This is a genomic window from Thalassolituus sp., assembly GCF_984348125.1.
This window is the reverse complement of sequence record NZ_CFHJLR010000002.1, coordinates 146079-164158: the sequence shown is the minus strand read 5'-3', so window position 1 is coordinate 164158 and position 18080 is coordinate 146079. Positions and strand designations below refer to the sequence as shown.

18 protein-coding genes are annotated in these 18080 nt (G+C 52.1%); 10 read left to right on the top strand and 8 right to left on the bottom strand.

Going from position 1 to position 18080, the window contains the following annotated elements:
* Positions 1–45: 45 nt before the first annotated feature.
* Positions 46–927: an AEC family transporter gene (locus AC5E51_RS02215; protein WP_297532168.1), complete on the top strand. Its 882-nt coding sequence runs from the start codon at positions 46–48 to the stop codon at positions 925–927.
* 45 nt (positions 928–972) lie between these two features.
* Here AC5E51_RS02215 and AC5E51_RS02210 read toward each other — a convergent pair whose 3' ends face one another.
* Genes AC5E51_RS02210 through AC5E51_RS02200 form a run of 3 tightly spaced genes read right to left on the bottom strand, consistent with a single transcriptional unit; the run spans position 973 to position 2601 of the window.
* Complete coding sequence (locus AC5E51_RS02210) at positions 973–1554, bottom strand: peptidylprolyl isomerase (RefSeq protein ID WP_491778033.1); 582 nt, start codon at positions 1552–1554, stop codon at positions 973–975.
* 32 nt (positions 1555–1586) lie between these two features.
* A complete protein-coding gene (locus AC5E51_RS02205; RefSeq protein WP_068436203.1) occupies positions 1587–2249 on the bottom strand; it encodes a TIGR04211 family SH3 domain-containing protein in 663 nt (220 codons plus the stop codon).
* Positions 2250–2301: 52 nt separating this feature from the next.
* Complete coding sequence (locus AC5E51_RS02200; protein WP_301377517.1) at positions 2302–2601, bottom strand: YciI family protein; 300 nt, start codon at positions 2599–2601, stop codon at positions 2302–2304.
* A 77-nt stretch (positions 2602–2678) separates the two neighbouring features.
* Between AC5E51_RS02200 and AC5E51_RS02195 the strand changes: the two genes are divergently transcribed.
* The 7 genes from AC5E51_RS02195 (at position 2679) to rluB (ending at position 9240) form a co-directional block, all read left to right on the top strand.
* Positions 2679–3602: a PHP domain-containing protein gene (locus AC5E51_RS02195; RefSeq protein ID WP_491778032.1), complete on the top strand. Its 924-nt coding sequence runs from the start codon at positions 2679–2681 to the stop codon at positions 3600–3602.
* A gap of 38 nt (positions 3603–3640) precedes the next feature.
* Positions 3641–4264: an L-threonylcarbamoyladenylate synthase gene (locus AC5E51_RS02190; RefSeq protein ID WP_068439569.1), complete on the top strand. Its 624-nt coding sequence runs from the start codon at positions 3641–3643 to the stop codon at positions 4262–4264.
* A 100-nt stretch (positions 4265–4364) separates the two neighbouring features.
* Positions 4365–5381 (top strand): tryptophan--tRNA ligase, encoded by a 1017-nt coding sequence (locus tag AC5E51_RS02185; protein WP_068439571.1) that lies wholly within the window; start codon positions 4365–4367, stop codon positions 5379–5381.
* Positions 5382–5472: 91 nt separating this feature from the next.
* Positions 5473–6690 (top strand): tryptophan--tRNA ligase, encoded by a 1218-nt coding sequence (locus tag AC5E51_RS02180; protein WP_297532160.1) that lies wholly within the window; start codon positions 5473–5475, stop codon positions 6688–6690.
* Between the two features lie 7 nt (positions 6691–6697).
* Positions 6698–7540 (top strand): segregation and condensation protein A, encoded by an 843-nt coding sequence (locus AC5E51_RS02175; protein ID WP_076516012.1) that lies wholly within the window; start codon positions 6698–6700, stop codon positions 7538–7540.
* Positions 7521–8414, top strand: coding sequence for an SMC-Scp complex subunit ScpB (gene scpB, locus AC5E51_RS02170; protein WP_076516014.1), 894 nt, complete (start codon positions 7521–7523; stop codon positions 8412–8414). Before AC5E51_RS02175 ends, scpB begins: the two co-directional genes overlap by 20 nt.
* Positions 8407–9240 (top strand): 23S rRNA pseudouridine(2605) synthase RluB, encoded by an 834-nt coding sequence (gene rluB / locus AC5E51_RS02165; protein WP_068439579.1) that lies wholly within the window; start codon positions 8407–8409, stop codon positions 9238–9240. The genes scpB and rluB overlap by 8 nt, the downstream gene beginning before the upstream one ends.
* Positions 9241–9306: 66 nt before the next feature.
* Here the strand turns inward: rluB and AC5E51_RS02160 are convergent, their stop codons facing one another.
* The 5 genes from AC5E51_RS02160 to AC5E51_RS02140 all read right to left on the bottom strand — a co-directional run bounded on the left by AC5E51_RS02160 (position 9307) and on the right by AC5E51_RS02140 (position 14049).
* Positions 9307–10293 carry a GGDEF domain-containing protein gene (locus AC5E51_RS02160; protein ID WP_491778031.1) on the bottom strand — a complete coding sequence of 329 codons (987 nt, stop codon included), beginning with the start codon at positions 10291–10293 and terminating at the stop codon, positions 9307–9309.
* A gap of 203 nt (positions 10294–10496) precedes the next feature.
* Complete coding sequence (locus AC5E51_RS02155; RefSeq protein ID WP_491778030.1) at positions 10497–11240, bottom strand: YciK family oxidoreductase; 744 nt, start codon at positions 11238–11240, stop codon at positions 10497–10499.
* A gap of 68 nt (positions 11241–11308) precedes the next feature.
* Positions 11309–11965: an HAD family hydrolase gene (locus AC5E51_RS02150; RefSeq protein WP_491778029.1), complete on the bottom strand. Its 657-nt coding sequence runs from the start codon at positions 11963–11965 to the stop codon at positions 11309–11311.
* On the bottom strand, positions 11962–12681 hold the full coding sequence (ubiG, locus tag AC5E51_RS02145; protein ID WP_068434447.1) for a bifunctional 2-polyprenyl-6-hydroxyphenol methylase/3-demethylubiquinol 3-O-methyltransferase UbiG: 720 nt from the start codon (positions 12679–12681) through the stop codon (positions 11962–11964). The genes AC5E51_RS02150 and ubiG overlap by 4 nt, the downstream gene beginning before the upstream one ends.
* Positions 12682–12744: 63 nt before the next feature.
* The gene (locus tag AC5E51_RS02140) at positions 12745–14049 is read right to left on the bottom strand and encodes a TRZ/ATZ family hydrolase (protein WP_491778028.1); all 1305 of its coding nucleotides are present in this window, start codon (positions 14047–14049) and stop codon (positions 12745–12747) included.
* Between the two features lie 262 nt (positions 14050–14311).
* Between AC5E51_RS02140 and gyrA the strand changes: the two genes are divergently transcribed.
* Entirely contained in the window at positions 14312–16918 is a 2607-nt protein-coding gene (gyrA, locus tag AC5E51_RS02135) for a DNA gyrase subunit A (protein ID WP_068434454.1), read from the top strand.
* Entirely contained in the window at positions 16915–18075 is a 1161-nt protein-coding gene (locus AC5E51_RS02130; protein ID WP_491778027.1) for a Wzz/FepE/Etk N-terminal domain-containing protein, read from the top strand. The genes gyrA and AC5E51_RS02130 overlap by 4 nt, the downstream gene beginning before the upstream one ends.
* Positions 18076–18080 lie beyond the last annotated feature (5 nt).

The following is an 18080-nucleotide window of genomic DNA, read 5'->3' as shown; positions in this document are numbered from 1 at the left end:
TGCGTATTGTAATAAAGCTGACGAAGGAGCGGTATACTCCCGGCTATGATGATTGAAATAGCAACCGTACTCTTTCCTGTCGTGCTCTGTGCATTGCTGGGCGCAATATGGGCACATACCCGCACTGGCTACGACAGTGATTTTGTGTCCCGCCTGGTGCTGAATATAGGCGCGCCTTGCCTGATGTTATCGGTATTAGGGCAGGTCGATATTGATCCTCAGGTCTTCGGTCAGACAGCTCTGGCATGCGTGCTGGTAACGGTCTTGATGACACTTCCGGGCATCATAGTGCCGCGTATGCTGGGGGACAGTGTCCGCACGTATTTGCCGTCATTTCTTTTTCCGAACGTCGGCAATATGGGGCTTCCTGTTTGTATGCTGGCATTTGGCGAGCAGGGGCTGGCTCTGGCACTGGCATTTTTTATGATGTTGTCTGTCGCGCATTTCCCAGTAGGTATTCTGCTTGCAGGAGGAAAAGACGCCGGAGGACTAAGTGGTGTAGCGCGTATGCCTATTATGTATGCAATTCTGCTTTCCGTGATTCTTGTTATCAGCGGCGCGCGTTTGCCTGAATTTTTGAATAACGCGGTGGCCTTGATCGGTGGTATGACCATTCCCCTTATGTTGATTACCCTTGGTGTATCGCTCTATGGTCTGCAGGTCAGCGGGTGGGGGAAGGCATTTTTATACAGCCTGATACGGATACTCGGCGGTCTCGCAGCCGGGTTGGTTGTGTGCTGGTTTATGGAGCTCGAGGGCGTCGCTCGGGGCGTGGTGCTCATCCAGAGTTCGATGCCTGTGGCGGTATTCAATTACCTTTTTGCCGTCCGCTATAACAAAGAACCCGGCGCAGTGGCCGGGTTAGTGGTCGTGTCGACCTTTCTGTCGTTCGCATTCCTGCCGGTTCTTCTGGCAGTGTTACTTTGACAGACTCGCGGCTGACGACTGTGGGTCGATCATCCGCATAGGGCTTCAGTTTTCAATCAGAGGCGCGGGTGCTTCTTCGCTCTCTTTTTCAACGATGACAGCGCTGTTGATAATAATATCTTCTGCTGGCTGATCGCGGCGGCCGACGCGTGTTTCCGTAATCTTATCGACCACATCCATACCTTTAACAACTTCGCCGAATACTGCGTAGCCGTAATCACGTACGCCATGGTCCAGGAAGGTATTGTCTTTTACGTTAATGAAGAACTGGCTGGTGGCACTGTCTACGCTTGCAGTACGAGCCATTGCAACCGAACCGCGCTTATTTTTAAGACCATTTTTAGCTTCGTTTTTTATCGCCGCACGGGTTGGTTTACGGTTCATTGAGGCATCGAAACCACCACCCTGGATCATGAAATTTTTAATTACACGGTGGAAGATGGTGCCATCGTAATGACCTTCTTCAACATAGGTAACGAAGTTTTCAACAGAAATTGGTGCTTTCTCTTTATCGAGTGCCAGCTCAATATAACCTTCGCTGGTGTTCAGACCGACGTAGACGGTCTCTTCCGCACTCGCGCTGAAGACAGGAATTGCCAGGAGTGCCAGCATTAAAAACTTACGCATGAAATTTTCCTTATTTATTAAATGTATCTGTTTTATGCCCAGCCGCTGTTACTACGACGACCGCGGAGACCCGGTAGAATAAGGCCACCGATAATACCTACGACAACCAGACCACCGCCGTAGATCAGATAAGAGAGACTTCTGTCGCCACGAAGTTCCTGATTTTCCGCTGACAGTGTACTCACCTGAAGTTCCAGCTCCTGTGTTTTTCGGGTCAGCTTTCGTGCTTTTTCGTCAAGCGCGACGGCATTCTCTGAAATAGTACGGATGCGTTCGAGTTCGCGCTCTAACTCAGTGCTGGAGCGACTGGCATCTGCGCGTTCAGACTTGGCCGTTTCGAGTTCTTGCGTAAGTTCTTCTACCTGGTTCCGGGCGGTTGTGAGTTCAGCTTTGATATTATCGAGTTCACGATTTGCCAGAATCAGATTTTCTTTGGCTACGGGTTCGTTAACCAGGTATTGAGTACGTACGTAACCTTCCACGCCTTTCGTTGTTTTCACGTGTGTGAAGTCACCTTCTTCGCCAAGGTAGATAAGGTGCTCGCCACTCTGAACGACTTTCAGAATCCGATACTCATTAGATGGGCCAGAGCGTAGCTGGATATACAGTTTGTCGGTTACATAACGCTTTTCGACAGCTTGTGCTGCCTGGCTGGCAAGCATGAGTCCGAGTAGCAGGCTGATCATGTACTTCATTGAGTCCTCCGTCACTGATCTTGTTGGTCTTCTTGGCTTCAGTGGGTACTGTTTAAGGTAATACTTTTTTGAACGGTTTGACGACGACGTTTGCGTACACGCCCGCTGCAACGTATGGGTCGGCATCTGCCCATGCCTGTGCTGCTTCAAGTGATTCAAACTCAGCGACGACCAGGCTGCCGGTGAAGCCTGCTTCACCTGGGTCTTCACTATCAATGGCAGGGTGTGGACCCGCAATCAGGAGCCGACCTTCGTTTTTCAGCGCTTCAAGTCGTTCAAGGTGGGCGGGGCGGGCTTCTTTCCGCAGTGGCAAGCTGTTTTCGATGTCCTGACTGATAATGGCGTACCACATATTACGGTTTCCTCGTTGTATCACTTATTCTGTTGTTCGGAAGGTATGGACAGGTTTTCTCGCTCACAAGAGAAAATATGGCTCAAAATCGCTTATTCGCTATGTGGCGGCTGTGCATTTACAATGGTCTGCATTATGTCGTAAGCCACCCAGAGCGTCCAATCGTGAACTCCGTGATAGACCTTCACTGCCATACTACTGCTTCCGATGGCAGCCTGAGCCCAGCCGAGCTGGTGGAGCGGGCGTCAGAACGTGGCATTCAAACGTTGGCCATCACAGACCATGACACTCTCGAAGGGTTCCGTCAGGGACGTGATATGGCCGAAAAAAAGAATCTGCGTCTGATACCGGGGATCGAGCTGTCCTGCGTGTGGGGCGGTGCGACGATACATATCGTGGGCCTGAACATGGATGTAGACTCTGCGGCAATGAAGGAAGCCGAGGCGTTTCAGTTGAATGCGCGCAATGAGCGTTGTGAGTTAATTGCCCAGCGAGTCGGCAAAAAGCTGAAGCAGGATATCTGTATGGACTCAGTGCGGGAGTATGCAGGCAGTGATATTGTGGGACGTCCCCATTTTGCCCGCTACCTGGTCGATCAGGGTTGGGTACCTTCTATGCAGGCGGCTTTTACTAAATACCTGGGTTCGGGCAAAGTCGGTGATGTGAAAACCAGCTGGCCTGAACTTGAGCAGGTGGTGCGATGGATCGTTGATGCTGGCGGCGTGGCTGTTATGGCGCACGCGCATCTGTATAAGATGACGCGAACTAAGCTCCGTGCCTGCATGTCTGATTTTATTGAGGCAGGGGGCTCCGCCGTCGAAGTCGCTTATGGACAGATGGACAACAATCAACGCGGTCAGATGACGACCCTGGCAAAAGATATGGGCCTGATGGGCTCATGTGGTAGTGATTTCCATGGGCCGAACCGTTTTGGGCTTGATCTGGGCGTTATGCCAGCGTTCCCTAAAGATGTCACGCCAGTATGGTCTTTGTGGCAATAAGCAAAGAGCCATCTAATTGAACTATTGAAGGATTTATTTTGAGCCAGTTTTTTCAGATCCACCCAGAAAACCCTCAGGCACGTCTTGTTAAGCAGGCGGCGGACATAATCCGTGAGGGCGGGCTGGCAGTTATTCCGACAGACTGCGCTTATGCGCTGGCCTGTCGCCTGGGCGATAAAGCCGCGACGGAGCGTGTTACGCGGCTACGCCAGTTAGGATCTAAGCATAACTTCACTCTGTTGTGTCGTGATCTCTCTGAATTGTCGACCTTCGCAAAGGTTGATAATACCGAATACCGGCTGCTCAAATCGCACACGCCAGGGGCATTTACCTTTATCCTTCCAGCAACCCGTGATGTGCCTCGCCTGTTGATGCATCCTAAAAAGCGGACGATTGGTATCCGTGTTCCTGATAACGCGATCGCGATGGCGCTGCTTGAAGAAATCGGCGAACCTCTGATGACGAGTTCGCTGATCATGCCCGGAGATGAACTACCTCTTTCTGACCCGTATGACATCCGCGCCACGCTGGAGCATCAGCTGGATGTGGTCATTGATGGTGGTTTCTGCGGTTTTGAAGCGACGACCGTCGTCGATATGACCGGAGACGTTCCTGAGATCGCACGTCAGGGCGTGGGCGATGCCAGCGCCTTTGCCGAGTAAATTAAGTAAGTAACCCGCAGGTTACCGGCCCTGTGACTCACCGGTTAAAACCGCTATCATTGCGCCCTTTACGATTGAACGGATGTAACGGGTTCTTCCAATGAGCAAACAGCGTGTTTTAACCGGTATCACGACCACCGGGACTCCCCACCTGGGTAATTATGTCGGTGCTATTCGTCCGGCGATTGAAGCCAGCCGCGATACCAATAATGAGTCCTTCTACTTCCTTGCTGATTTCCATGCGCTGATCAAGTGCCAGGACCCTGCAGCTGTCCATCAGTCGACTAAAGAGATTGCCGCCACCTGGCTGGCTCTCGGACTCGACACAGATAACGCCGTATTCTATCGCCAGTCTGACATCCCAGAGATTCCGGAACTGACCTGGGTGCTTAACTGCGTGTGCGCGAAAGGGCTTATGAACCGTGCTCACGCTTATAAAGCTGCTGTTGATGCCAATGTTGAAGAAGGTGAGGACGCGGATAAGGCCATTACCATGGGGCTGTTCAGTTACCCTGTTCTGATGGCGGCGGACATCCTGATGTTCGGTTCAAACAAGGTGCCTGTCGGTAAAGATCAGATTCAGCACGTTGAAATGGCCCGTGATATGGCGCAGCGCTTCAACCATATCTACTGCAAGAAAGAGCCATTGCTCACTTTGCCGGATTATCAGGTAGACGAAGACAGTGCCATTCTGCAGGGGTTGGATGGTCGTAAGATGAGTAAAAGTTACGGCAATACCATTCCTCTTTTTCTGCCAGAGAAGAAGCTGCAGAAGCATATCAATAAGATTAAAACCAACCTGCTTGAGCCGGGTGAGCCAAAAGATCCGGATACATCAGCCGTGTTCCAGATCTGGAAAGCGTTTGCGACGCAGGAGCAGACCGCTGAAATGCGTCGTGCTTTCGAAGAAGGTATTGGTTGGGGCGATGCCAAGAAGAAACTCTTTGCTCTGATCAATGAAGAAATCGCCGAGGCCCGCGAGCGCTATGAAGACCTTCTTGCGCGTCCAGCCGACATTGAGGCTGAGCTTCAAAAGGGAGCTGAGAAAGCGCGTGCCGTCAGCAAGCCTATGCTGGCGCAGGTACGTGAAGCCATCGGCATTTCCGGTCTCAAGTAATTTTGAGCGGTAGCGGTGGTTACCAGAGCGTGACATCGCTGCCGAGTCAGCGTAAAAACGAATACATACGAAGCAAAGAGAGGAAGCAGGCTTGAGTACAGTGGATCCGCAGAGGCGGGTGGTTTCCGGAATGCGCCCGACTGGCCCGGTACATCTGGGGCACTATCATGGTGTTCTGAAAAACTGGGTTAAGTTGCAACACGAGTACGATTGCTTTTTCTTTGTTGCCGACTGGCACGCCCTTACTACCGGTTACGCCTCCCCGGAAGACATCGCTTCAAGCACCTGGGAAATGGTGGTTGATTGGTTAGCCGCCGGCGTGAATCCTGGTGCTAGCCATATGTTTATTCAGAGTCGTGTGCCAGAGCAGGCGGAGTTGCACCTTCTTCTGTCTATGATCACGCCTCTCGCCTGGCTAGAAAGGGCGCCAGCCTATAAAGAGTTCATTGAATCTAACCGGGAGCAGGATAAGGCCAGTTACGGCGTTCTGGGTTATCCATTACTGCAAAGTGCCGATGTGCTTGCGTATCGTGCTGGACTGGTGCCGGTGGGTGCGGACCAGACGCCTCATGTCGAACTGGCCCGCGAAATCGCCCGTCGGTTTAATCATCTTTACGGCTCAGAAGAGGATTTTGCTGCCAATGCAGAGGCGGCAATCAGGAAACTGGGCAAGAAGACCGGAAAGCTTTATACCGAGCTGCGTCTTGCACACACACGCCACGGCGATACAGACGCTTTGGCAACGGCTCAGGCGTTGATTCGTGAGCAGAATAAGCTGACGCTGTCAGATAAAGAGCGACTGCTCGGATATCTTGAAGGAGACAGTGTCGCCATCCTCCCGGAACCTCAGCATGTGCTGGCAGAACAGGCGGCGAAAATGCCGGGGCTGGACGGACGTAAGATGTCCAACACCCACGATAATATTATTCCGCTGAGAGCGGAGCCGGAAACGGTTGAGAAGGCACTCCGCAATATGCCGACAGACCCCAACCGGGTGCGGCTTGCGGACCCTGGTACGCCAGAGGCCTGTGCTGTATGGCAGTTCCATCAGGTTTACACCGAAGGGGCTGAACTCATCGAAGTGCACGATAAGTGCAGCAGTGCTGGCTGGGGCTGTATTGAATGTAAACAATGCGTTGCTGACAAGATCATTGCTCAGCAAGCACCGATCAGACAACGGGGCCGGGACTTCGAAGAGAACATTGACCTGGTGCACAGCATCATCGCTGAAGGTACAGAGCGTGCTCGGGATGCTGCCCGGGCAACGTTAGAAGAAGTACGTGATGCGATGGGCTTAGCCTATCGCTGAGATCACTATGGAAGAAAACGGATCAGAGAAAACCAGTAAAGCCCGTCAGAGCGAAATGCCGTTTGCACTCGTGCAGGGGCAGCCAATGACGCAACTGCCACTCGATCTGTATATTCCGCCAGACGCTCTGGAAATTATCCTTGAACAGTTTGAAGGGCCGCTGGATCTGCTGCTCTATCTGATCCGTAAACAGAATCTCGATATCCTTGAAGTGCATGTCGCGGATATTGTTGAGCAGTACATGCAATACATCAGTATGATGCAGGCCCTGCAGCTCGAACTTGCCGCCGAATACATGGTAATGGCGGCCATGCTGGCCGAAATTAAGAGCCGGATGTTACTGCCGAGGCAAAAAGCCGAGGGAGAGGATGGCGAAGAAGAAGACCCGAGAGCTGAACTGATTCGCCGCCTGCAGGAGTATGAGCGTTTCCGTACTGCAGCGGAGCAGATTGATGAGCTTCCCCGGCTTGAGCGAGATATCTTTGTCGCTGATGTTGATGCTCCGGACAGAATTCAGGAGCGTATTCACCCTGAGGTCGATATGCGCGAAATCATGCTCGCTATGGCAGCGGTTATGCGTCGGGCAGAGCGCTTTGAACATCATGAGATTGAGCGCGAGCAGCTCTCAACCCGTGAGCGAATGGCTGATATTCTCGAAAAACTGAAAGGCGGGCATTTTGTTCCTTTCAGTCAGCTGTTTGCACCGGAGGAGGGTAAGCTGGGCGTCGTGGTCAGTTTTCTGGCGATACTGGAGCTGATCAAAGAGCGCTTACTCGACCTTGTGCAGCATGAGGTGCTCGGCGTGATACATGTGAAATTGAGGGGTACGGATGAGCACGCCACCGCTTAAGAATATACTGGAAGCAGCCATGATGGCCGCAGGCGCGCCATTGTCTGTTGAGCGGATGAAAACCCTGTTTGCGGAAGGTATGGAGCCGACATCCTCTGAGCTTCTTGATGCGATAGTTGAACTGCGCAAAGACCTTCTCGGACGTGGAATAGAGGTGTCAGAGGTCGCTTCTGGCTTCCGTTTGCAGGTCCGTACAGAGACAGCACCGTTTGTTGCCCGTCTCTGGGAAGAGAAACCGCAGCGTTATTCACGGGCTTTGCTTGAGACACTGGCCCTGATCGCGTACCGTCAGCCGGTTACTCGTGGGGACATTGAAGATGTCCGTGGTGTCGTGGTCAGCAGTTCTACGATCCGCACACTGCTGGAGCGGGACTGGGTTCGTGTTGTCGGGCATCGTGATGTGCCTGGTCGCCCGGCCATGTATGCCACTACGAAAGAGTTTTTAGACTATTTTGGCCTTCAGTCGCTGGAGGATCTGCCATCTTTAATGGAGATTCGCGAACTGGAAGACACCAGTCGCCGGCTTGAGCTGGGCGATGATGCCGAAGCACGCCGGCCAACGCCTGACCGGTATGACTTTACCAGTGATGAAGAACGAGAAGAACGCGGCGCCGAAGTACTCAGTCAGACTGAGGATGACCTGGCGGCGGCCTCGGCACTGGTTGATAAAGTAGAAGATAACGTATTCGAACCGGTAGAAGGCAAACCCGGTAAAGGAGAGCCGCGCAAGGTCCGGGATCTCGGGCAGATATTGCAGCGACTCGAAGAACAGCATTCTTCCGCGGAGGAGACCACGGAAGAGAATGACGAAACACAACGCAGTGACGAACATGATGATGTCACTGCTCAGGAAAAAGAATCTGACAATGAATGAGCGTATTCAGAAATTACTGTCGCTGACAGGTGTCGCCTCCCGTCGTGAAGCTGAACGCTGGATAGCAGACGGTCGTGTAACGGTGAATGGTGAGCGGGCCAAGCTCGGAGACCGAGCGGGGCGCAACGATGATATCCGCGTTGATGGCCGTGCGGTATCTGTTGAAGAAGCAGGGGTTAATACCCGTGTGATCGCCTACAACAAACCCGTTGGTGAAGTCTGTACCCGTGATGACCCTGAAGGTCGACCGACCGTTTTTGATCATCTGCCGAAAACAAAGAATGAGCGCTGGATCAATGTCGGCCGCCTGGACATCAATACCAGCGGTCTGTTGCTTTTTACTACCGACGGAGAGCTTGCGAATAAGCTTATGCACCCTTCGAGTGGTGTCGACCGCGAATACGCCGTACGAGTACGTGGTGACGTTGATCAGGATATGATCAATCGCCTGAAAGAGGGCGTGTTGCTCGAAGACGGCATGGCCAGCTTTACCGACGTTCGTTATTTTGATGGCGAAGGTCAGAATAAGTGGTATCACGTTGTTCTTATGGAAGGCCGTAACCGGGAAGTGCGTCGACTCTGGGAAAGCCAGGAAATTACGGTCAGCCGCCTGAAGCGTGTTCGTTATGGTTGTATCTTTATGCCAGCGAATGTCCCGGTCGGTACCTGGGTCGAGCTTGGGCAAAAAGAAGTGAACGATCTGTATGATCTGGTGGATCTGCGTCGTCGTACAGTGAAGAAGTTTGTTGGCAAAGAAAAAGAGCAGTATCTGCGCCAGATGCGTCGTCAGAAAGTTCGCCAGACTGCGAGTCGCAGGAAGCGCTAATCGCACCTCAGGTCTGCGCTAACCAGAAAAAAGCCGTGCAATGCACGGCTTTTTTAATCGAGGTATTCAGTGGCCATTAGCCTCTTGGTTTTGCTCTGGGCTTGATTCTCCAGTGACATCTCCTTGTCGGGTGTACTCGATATCAAGATCACTGATAACTCGGTTACGACCGCTGTCCTTGGCAACATACAGCGCTGTATCGGCTCGCGACACAAGCTCTTCTGTATCATCGCTTGGCTGCAGGGTTGCACAACCAATACTGGCGGTGACCTGTAACTTGTCCTTTTTGCCCGCAAATGACAGTTGGCCAATGCCCATGCGAACGCGCTCAGCAATGCGTAAAGCCCCTGATTGATCTGCATTGCTGAGCATGATCAGAAACTCTTCACCACCGTAGCGAAAGCACATATCAGTCTGGCGAATGCAGCCGGTCATGGCTTTAACCGCTTCTTTCAGTACCTTGTCACCCATGCTGTGGCCAAACTCGTCGTTCACTTGCTTGAAGTGATCAAGGTCGAGCATCAGCACTGAGAGTGGTTGGTCGTGACGTTTCGAGAGTTCTACTTCGCGACTCAAGGTTTTATCGAGCGCTACCCGGTTGCCTGCACCAGTAAGAGGGTCCCGGAAGGCGGCAGCTAATGCTTCGTGGTATCGGAGCGCATTGCGCAGCGGATAGACCAGTGTCGTCATCAAGCCTTCGATATTAGCGAGTTCATGTTCGCGGAAGCGAGTAGAGCGATGGAACGTCATATCACCCATGTAATCCTGTTGTGTCTGAAGTCGGTAGTTAGCGGTGTGCAGACTGTTGCGCCCAACCGCTAATGTCGTATTGGTGGGCTCATGATGAAACGTCAGTCCGTCGACCAGAACCGCTTGCTGAATCTCTTCGAGAAAGATCTCGAGTAACTGACCTAGTTCGAGCGTGGTCTGCAATTTGCCAGACAGGCGTAACAGCACTTCAGGGCGGATATCCGGCCGGGGTGCAAGATCCCCGAAAGGTGTAATGACCTTGTCGTCTCGCAGTTCCGCTCTGCCATTCATTGGGCTGACCATGAGCTACCTCATACATTGGTGATATCAATGTGAGGGAATAAGCGATTTCTGTGCCATAGTTTTAAAATATTAAAAGTCGTTTTAAAACAATGGGTTATAGGTTTTTTGGGAATAGGGTGAAATTTAACGCCAGTTCATTGACGAAAAAAGCGGCAAAACTGAGCCAAATTGATGACTAAGTCTGCCACCTGGAAGGATGTCGTTTATTTGGGCTGAGCATCCAGGCTCTGCCCGTGCGTTCCTATTGAGGCTGGGCTCATCAGATGCAGGTAGAGATCCATGATTTCTGAGGCTGGTTTGACCGTCGCAGGGTTCTCAGCAGGATACGCTGCCGCCCGCATGCCGGTGCGTGTGGCGCCCGGATTGATGCAGTTGACGCGAATATCACTGGTATTCTCAAGCTCTTGTGCAGCGACCTGCATCAGGCCTTCTGTTGCAAACTTGGAGACAGAATACGCACCCCAATAGGCTCTGCCTTCACGCCCTACGCTGCTGGTGGTGTAGATCAGCGATGCGTCTGCGGGGGCTTCACGGAGAAGAGGAATCAGGTGCTTAGTCAACAGGAATTGGCCGTTGACGTTGATGTTCATTACTTTCTGCCAGGTGTCCCAATGATAATTGTCGAGCATGGTGCGTTGCCCGAGAACTGATGCATTGAGTAACGCGCCGTCGAGATGCCCGAAGTGCGAGCCGATAAGCTGAGCCAGCTCGACAAAGAGGCTTTCGTCCTCTGATGCAAGGTCGAAGGGCAGTACGGCAGCCTGAGGCAGGCCTTCGGCCTCTATCAGGTCGTAGGTGTCATTCAGAGCCTCTTCCGTACGACCGAGCAACAGAACGGTCGCGCCAGCTCTGGCGTATGTCAGGGCGGCTTCGCGGCCGATACCGTAACCACCGCCTGTCACTAATATGACGCGATTCTTTAATGCTTGCTCTTTATCTGCGGTCATTTTCTGATTTCCGTTTGATTCTTTGATAATTCGTAAGGGTTCTGGGCGGCAAGAGTGGCAACTGCCGGTCAGGCTTTGCCGCTCAGAAGGGCCGTAATTTCATGTGGATCGTTGACGTAATGGTCGGCGTGCCATGCTTGAGGATCTTCTGATTCCTCTATATAGCCAAATAGAGCGGCGATGCTGGTCATGCCCGCTGCTCTGGCGGCTTCGATATCGCGGATATGATCGCCGACATACCAGCAGGAAGATGGCTGAACCTCCATCATAGATGCACACAGCAACAAGCTGTCCGGGGCTGGCTTGGTTCTATGAACATCTTCAGGGCACACGACGAACTTACAGGCCAGTGGCATCCTCTCCAGCAGCAGGTCGGTATAGAGTCGTGGTTTATTCGTGACGATACCCCAAGGAACAGAACCTTGTTCCAGTTTATTGAGTAGCTCAGAGAAGCCTTTAAACAGCTGTGCTTTGTCGCCTACGGTGTTCTCGTAGCGATCCAGCAAGCGTTGACGGTAGTCCTGAATATCCGGGTGGCTCCGGTCTATCTCCCAGGTAAGGCAGGCCAGTGCAACTCCACCGTTGCTTACCTGCTCGCGGATCGTGGAATCAGCGAGCGCGGGCAGGCCTTCTTCCTCACGCAGAGAGTTCACGACATTGAAGAAATCTAAGGCCGTATCGACCAGGGTACCGTCAAGATCAAACAGAACAGCTTCGGGTGTCATGCGTCTTCCCGGCGGGTCGCAACGAGATAGTTCACGTCCACGTCCTGATCCTTGAGGCTGTATTCCTGCGTCAGCGGGTTATAGATCATGCCTGTCATATCAAGCACCGAGAGATCTGCCGCACGGCACCAACGCGTCAGTTCGCTGGGTTTGATGAATTTATCGTAATCGTGCGTTCCTGCAGGAAGCATGCGCATGATGTACTCAGCGCCAATAATAGCCATTGCGTAAGCTTTCGGATTTCGATTAATAGTTGAGAAGAACACCATGCCTCCTGGTTTTACCAGTTTGTAGCAGGCCTGAATAATCGATGCTGGATCTGGCACGTGCTCAAGCATTTCAAGGCAGGTGACTACGTCGAACGAGGCGGGCATTTCTTCGGCGAGTTGCTCAACTGGTATTTGTTGATACTTCACACTGACGCCACTTTCAAGCGCATGCAGCTTAGCGATATTCAGAGGCGCTTCCCCCATATCAATACCGGTTACGTCTGCGCCGCGTTGCGCCATGGCTTCACTGAGGATGCCGCCACCACAGCCGACATCCAGTACCTTTTTACCCGCGAGAGACGCGTGACGGTCAATGTAATTGGTGCGCAGCGGGTTAATGTCGTGCAGTGGTTTGAATTCACTCTCACGATCCCACCAACGGGAGGCGAGGGCCTCAAACTTAGCAACTTCTGCACGATCTACATTCAGTTTTTTTAGTTCAGTCATAATATGTCCGCTGTTCTGTTACGCGTTAAGACCCGGCTCTGATATGCCCTTCGGTGGCATGTCTCAGGGTTGAATCTTGCTTTGCCATTGGCGTGTTTTTTCGAGAATCTGACTGGCGTTGATGGATGTCAGTTCACCCCGGCTCAATAGTGCTTTGCCGGCTACCCAGACGTATTCGGTGTAGCGACTGCTGTCTGTGTATACAAGCTGTGACGCCGGATCGTAGAGCGGGCTCTGGGTCAGTTCGCTTATGCGCACTGCCTGCAGGTCTGCGTACTTTCCAGCCTCTATTGAACCCGTTAGTTCATCAATACCCAGCGCTTTGGCGCTGCCAGAGGTTGCCATTCTCAGTGCGGCCATAGCCGGGACGGCGGCCGCATCGTTAGCAACGGCTTTAGCCAGCATGGCGGCTGACTTCATTTCCCCCTGAATGTTCAGGTCGTTGTTGCTGGCCGCGCCGTCTGTGCCTAAACCCAAATTAACGCCTTCGCTAAGTAGTGCGGCTACCGGACAAAAACCGCTGGCTAGCTTTAAGTTGGATTCCGGGCAGTGGACAACATTCGCGCCGGTCTGTTTGAGAATCTCGATATCGATGTCGTTTATCTGAGTCATGTGAACACAGCTGACACTTTCGTTGAGAAAACCCAGTTCTGCCAGTCTCTGGGTAGGACGCATTCCGCGTTCTTCAACGCTTTGACTCACTTCGAATGCGGTTTCGTGAAGGTGAATCTGCACAGGCATCTGAAGCTGGCTGGCGGTGGTTGTTATCTCTTTCAGTGGTTCGTCTGACACTGTGTAGGGAGCGTGTGGACCAATGCCTACATGAGCTAAAGGCTGGTGGCGGTATTTGCTGTGAACGTCCAGAGTTTTGCGAATGTACTCGTCTGCGTTCTGAGCAAAGTTCGTCGGGAAGTCCAGCACAGGCGTAAAGCTGACAGTCCTCATGCCCGCATCAATCGCTGCCTCGATGCTGTCGCCTGAATAGAAATACATATCGGCAAAGGTCGTGGTGCCGCAACGCAGCATCTCCGCGATGGCAAGCTGAGTGCCCTGATAAACAAAGTCTCCACTGACCCACTGCGCTTCTGCAGGCCAGATATGATCCTGAAGCCAGGTCATCAGGGGCAGGTCGTCGGCCAGGCCGCGGAAAAGAGACATGGCAGCATGTCCGTGCGCGTTGATATAGCCGGGCAGCAGAACATGGTCTTCCAGATTTATATGCTCTTTTGCTTCGGGGCCTTGCTCACTCTGGGGCTGTAGTCCGACAATCCGGCCGTCGGTCACGTATACCGAGTGGTTTTCCAATACTTCGCTGCTCTCGCCAAGGGGCAGTACCCAGCGAGCATCAATGCGCAGATCAGCCTGCATGGTGCTTCCTCATTCGCTTTGCTCGCGATTATAGCGAATGCAGAGGCCAGGGTGCGAACTGTTCCGCAAGGCTGACTGTTAATTGAACAGTAGGGAACGTCCGTTCAGAAGCGAAAACGTCTCAGAGAGCCATTCAGGAGCTCTCATTAGGTATCAGCACGATTTGTGGTATGATCTCAGCCCTTGTTTGTCGCTCTGTGAGCGGCAACTCCATTCAAAGGAAATCCGCCGCCGGCGGGAGAGAGTACAGGCCCGAGTTTATATGAGTGACTTAGCCAAAGAAGTTCTGCCAATTAATATTGAAGACGAGCTGCAGCAATCGTACCTGGATTATGCGATGAGCGTAATTGTAGGGCGGGCTCTGCCTGATGTCAGGGATGGCCTTAAGCCTGTACACCGCCGCGTGTTGCACGCTATGAACATCCTCGGCAATGACTGGAATAAGCCTTACAAAAAGTCTGCGCGTGTTGTTGGTGATGTGATCGGTAAATACCACCCGCACGGTGACTCTGCGGTGTATGACACCATTGTTCGGATGGCTCAGGACTTCTCTATGCGCTATACCCTGGTCGATGGTCAGGGTAACTTCGGTTCGGTGGATGGTGACTCTGCTGCGGCGATGCGTTACACGGAAATCCGGATGGAGAAGATCAGCCATGAGATGCTGGCTGATATCGATAAAGAGACCGTTGACTGGGTGCCTAACTACGACGGTACCGAACAGATCCCAGAGGTGCTTCCTACCCGCATTCCTAACCTGCTGGTGAATGGCTCTTCTGGTATCGCTGTTGGTATGGCGACGAATATCCCGCCTCATAACCTGACAGAAGTTCTGAATGGCTGCCTGGCCTTGATCGATGATCCGAATCTGACTGTCGATGATCTGATGGAATATATTCCAGGCCCGGATTTTCCAACAGCCGCATTTATTAACGGTCGCGATGGTATTGTTGAAGCCTACCGCACTGGCCGTGGCCGCATTTATCTGCGTGCTCGTCATCAGTTCGAAGAAGACGAGAAAAACGGCAAAGTATCCATCGTCTTTACCGAAATCCCATACATGGTCAACAAAGCTCGCCTGATCGAGAAGATCGCTGAGCTGGTTAAAGACAAGAAAATCGAAGGCATTACCGAACTCCGTGATGAGTCTGATAAAGACGGTATGCGTATTGTCGTTGAACTGCGTCGCGGTGAAATGCCTGAAGTCGTACTAAACAATCTGTTTGCTCAGACTCAGTTGCAGGGTGTATTCGGTATTAACACCGTTGCTCTCGTTGACGGGCAGCCTAAGACTCTGAACCTGAAGCAGTTGCTTGATGCGTTTGTTAAACACCGTCGTGAAGTCGTTACAAGACGCACAATTTACGATCTGCGCAAGGCGCGTGAACGTGGCCATATTCTCGAAGGTCTTGCTCTGGCGCTTGCGAATATTGATCCGGTGATTGAGCTGATTAAAAAGTCGCCCACAGCGGCCGAAGCGAAAGAGAGCCTGATTGCGGCGGCTTGGGCGCCAGGCGATGTGCTGGATATGCTGGAACGGGCAGGTGAAGATGCCTGTCGTCCGGATGACCTGCCAGAGGAGTACGGTTTCCGTGATGGGAAATACCATCTGTCACCGGTTCAGGCCCAGGCAATTCTTGATCTGCGCCTGCAGAAGTTGACCGGCCTCGAGCATGAAAAGCTGATTGCTGAGTATCAGCAGAAGCTTGAAGAAATTGCAGAATACCTCGAAATCCTTGGCAGTGCTGAGCGCCTGATGGAAGTGATTCGCGAAGAACTTGAGTTGATTCGTGAAGAGTATGGCGATGAACGTCGTACAGAGATCATTGCGCAGAAACGTGATCTCACTATGGCCGATCTGATTCCGGAGGAAACTCTGGTTCTTACGCTATCCCACACGGGCTATGCGAAGACTCAGCCGATGGATGCTTATCAGGCACAGAAGCGCGGCGGTAAAGGTAAGTCGGCGACGTCGATGAAGGATGAAGACTTCATCGAGCATCTTTTGGTTGTTAACAGTCATGACACCGTTCTCTGCTTTACCGATGCCGGTAAAGTGTATTGGTTGACGGTCTACGATATCCCTCAGGCTAGCCGCAACTCTCGCGGTCGTCCTATTGTGAATGTACTTAATCTGTCTTCTGAAGGCGAGCGCATCACTGCAATTCTGCCGGTGGAAGAATACCGTGATGACCTGTACGTCTTTATGGCAACGGCTCGCGGTACGGTTAAGAAAACTACATTGGATCAATTCAGTCGACCACGTTCATCCGGCCTGATTGCCTGTGAGCTGGACGAAAATGACTGGCTAGTCGGTGTCGCTATTACTGACGGCCAGCAGGACATCCTGATGCTGAGCGACGCGGGTAAAGCAGTTCGCTTTAAAGAATCGGATGTTCGTGCCATGGGCCGGACCGCTCGCGGTGTGCGCGGTATCAAACTGGCGGAAGATCAGCGCGTTATCTCGCTGATCGTCCCCGAGGAGAACGGTACGATTCTGACAGCATCTCAGCGTGGTTTCGGCAAGCGAACCAACGTAGAAGAATTTCCAACGAAAGGGCGTGGTACGCAGGGCGTTATCGCCATGGTGACCAGCGAGCGTAATGGTGCTCTCGTTGGCGCTGTTCAGGTCTTCAATGGTGATGAGGTCATGCTCGTCAGTGACCGCGGCACATTGGTTAGAACGCGTGTGGACGAAGTATCAGTACTGGGTCGAAATACGCAGGGTGTCACGCTTATTAAAGTTTCTGAGAAAGAGAAGCTTGTTGGTGTTGAGCGCATCTGTGATGAAGACGAAGCTGAGCTTCTTGACGGAGAGCAAGTGGACTCTGCGAACGACGTTGATTCTGATGGAGAAGAAGCTGAATGACTGAAAATATGAATCATCAGTCACATGAAGACGAGATAGACCTGTTCGACCTCGTCGACGATATTCGTGACAAGTGGTACTGGCTGGTGGGTAGTCTGCTGGCTGGTATCGCACTTGCAATGGCTTATGTGATGACGGCGACGCCCGAATACCAGACCGAGGCGACCATTACTGAAGCTGCCCCGTCGGAGTTACTGCCTTTTAGTCAGGCAGCACTGCGAAATAGACTTACCCTTAGTGCGTCGGTTAAAGACGTACAAAATAATGGCGTCGGAGATGAGCCTGTTAGTTTGACGGATGAGGCTGTTTTTGAATTGGATGCTGAGGCTGCTTTTTCCAGTGCGCGTTCTGTACTTCGTTCTGCATCAACTCGTAAGGCTTTCTATAATTTTTTGCTGAGTCAGCCTGATGAAGAGTTATTGCCACTGATTTCCTCGCAAGCGCTGACGGAAGAACAGAATCTCGCTAATTTTCTTACGCGGTTCTCATTCAGCGATCCGGGGAAGGGAGATTCAGACACCTACCTGACTATAAAATTTAAGTTGGGCAGTAATGCCGAGCTAGCGCGTGATGTTCTGAATGACTACATCGCCTACGCGCTCATTCTGCATGAGAAGCGCGTCAGGGATGAGTTTGAGCGTAAGGTTCATGCTGAACTTGAGCTATACCAGACCTGGGTTGATAACTTTCGTAGGGTCTACGAGTCGGAGAAAGCGCGCCAGATCGCCCGATTGGAAGAAGCTGCTCAGATTGCTGCGAGCATCGGCCAGAAAAAACCGTTTTACAATACAAACGATGTGGTTGTGAGTAGCGAACCTCCTCTTTATATGATGGGAGAGCAAGCGCTTCGTCAGGAAGCTGAATTACTGCGCAAACGTTCAGACTCTCCATCTGAAGATATTTTTGTATCCGGCCTTTCTGTTGTTAAGAATTCGATAGCGACTCTTGAAGGTATCGTCGTTGATTGGAACGAAGTCGAGTTGGTCGATGTGGATCAGCCTGCACTCTTGCCTCTGAAGCCAGCTAAGCCCAAAAAACTTCTTGTCGTAGCATTGGGCGCCGTGGGTGGCGCAATGTTCGGTTTGCTGGCGGCTTTGATTGCTGCGGCCTCAGCTCGCCATTTGAGACGTAATGAACGTAACCCTTTGCATTTTTAAGCGTG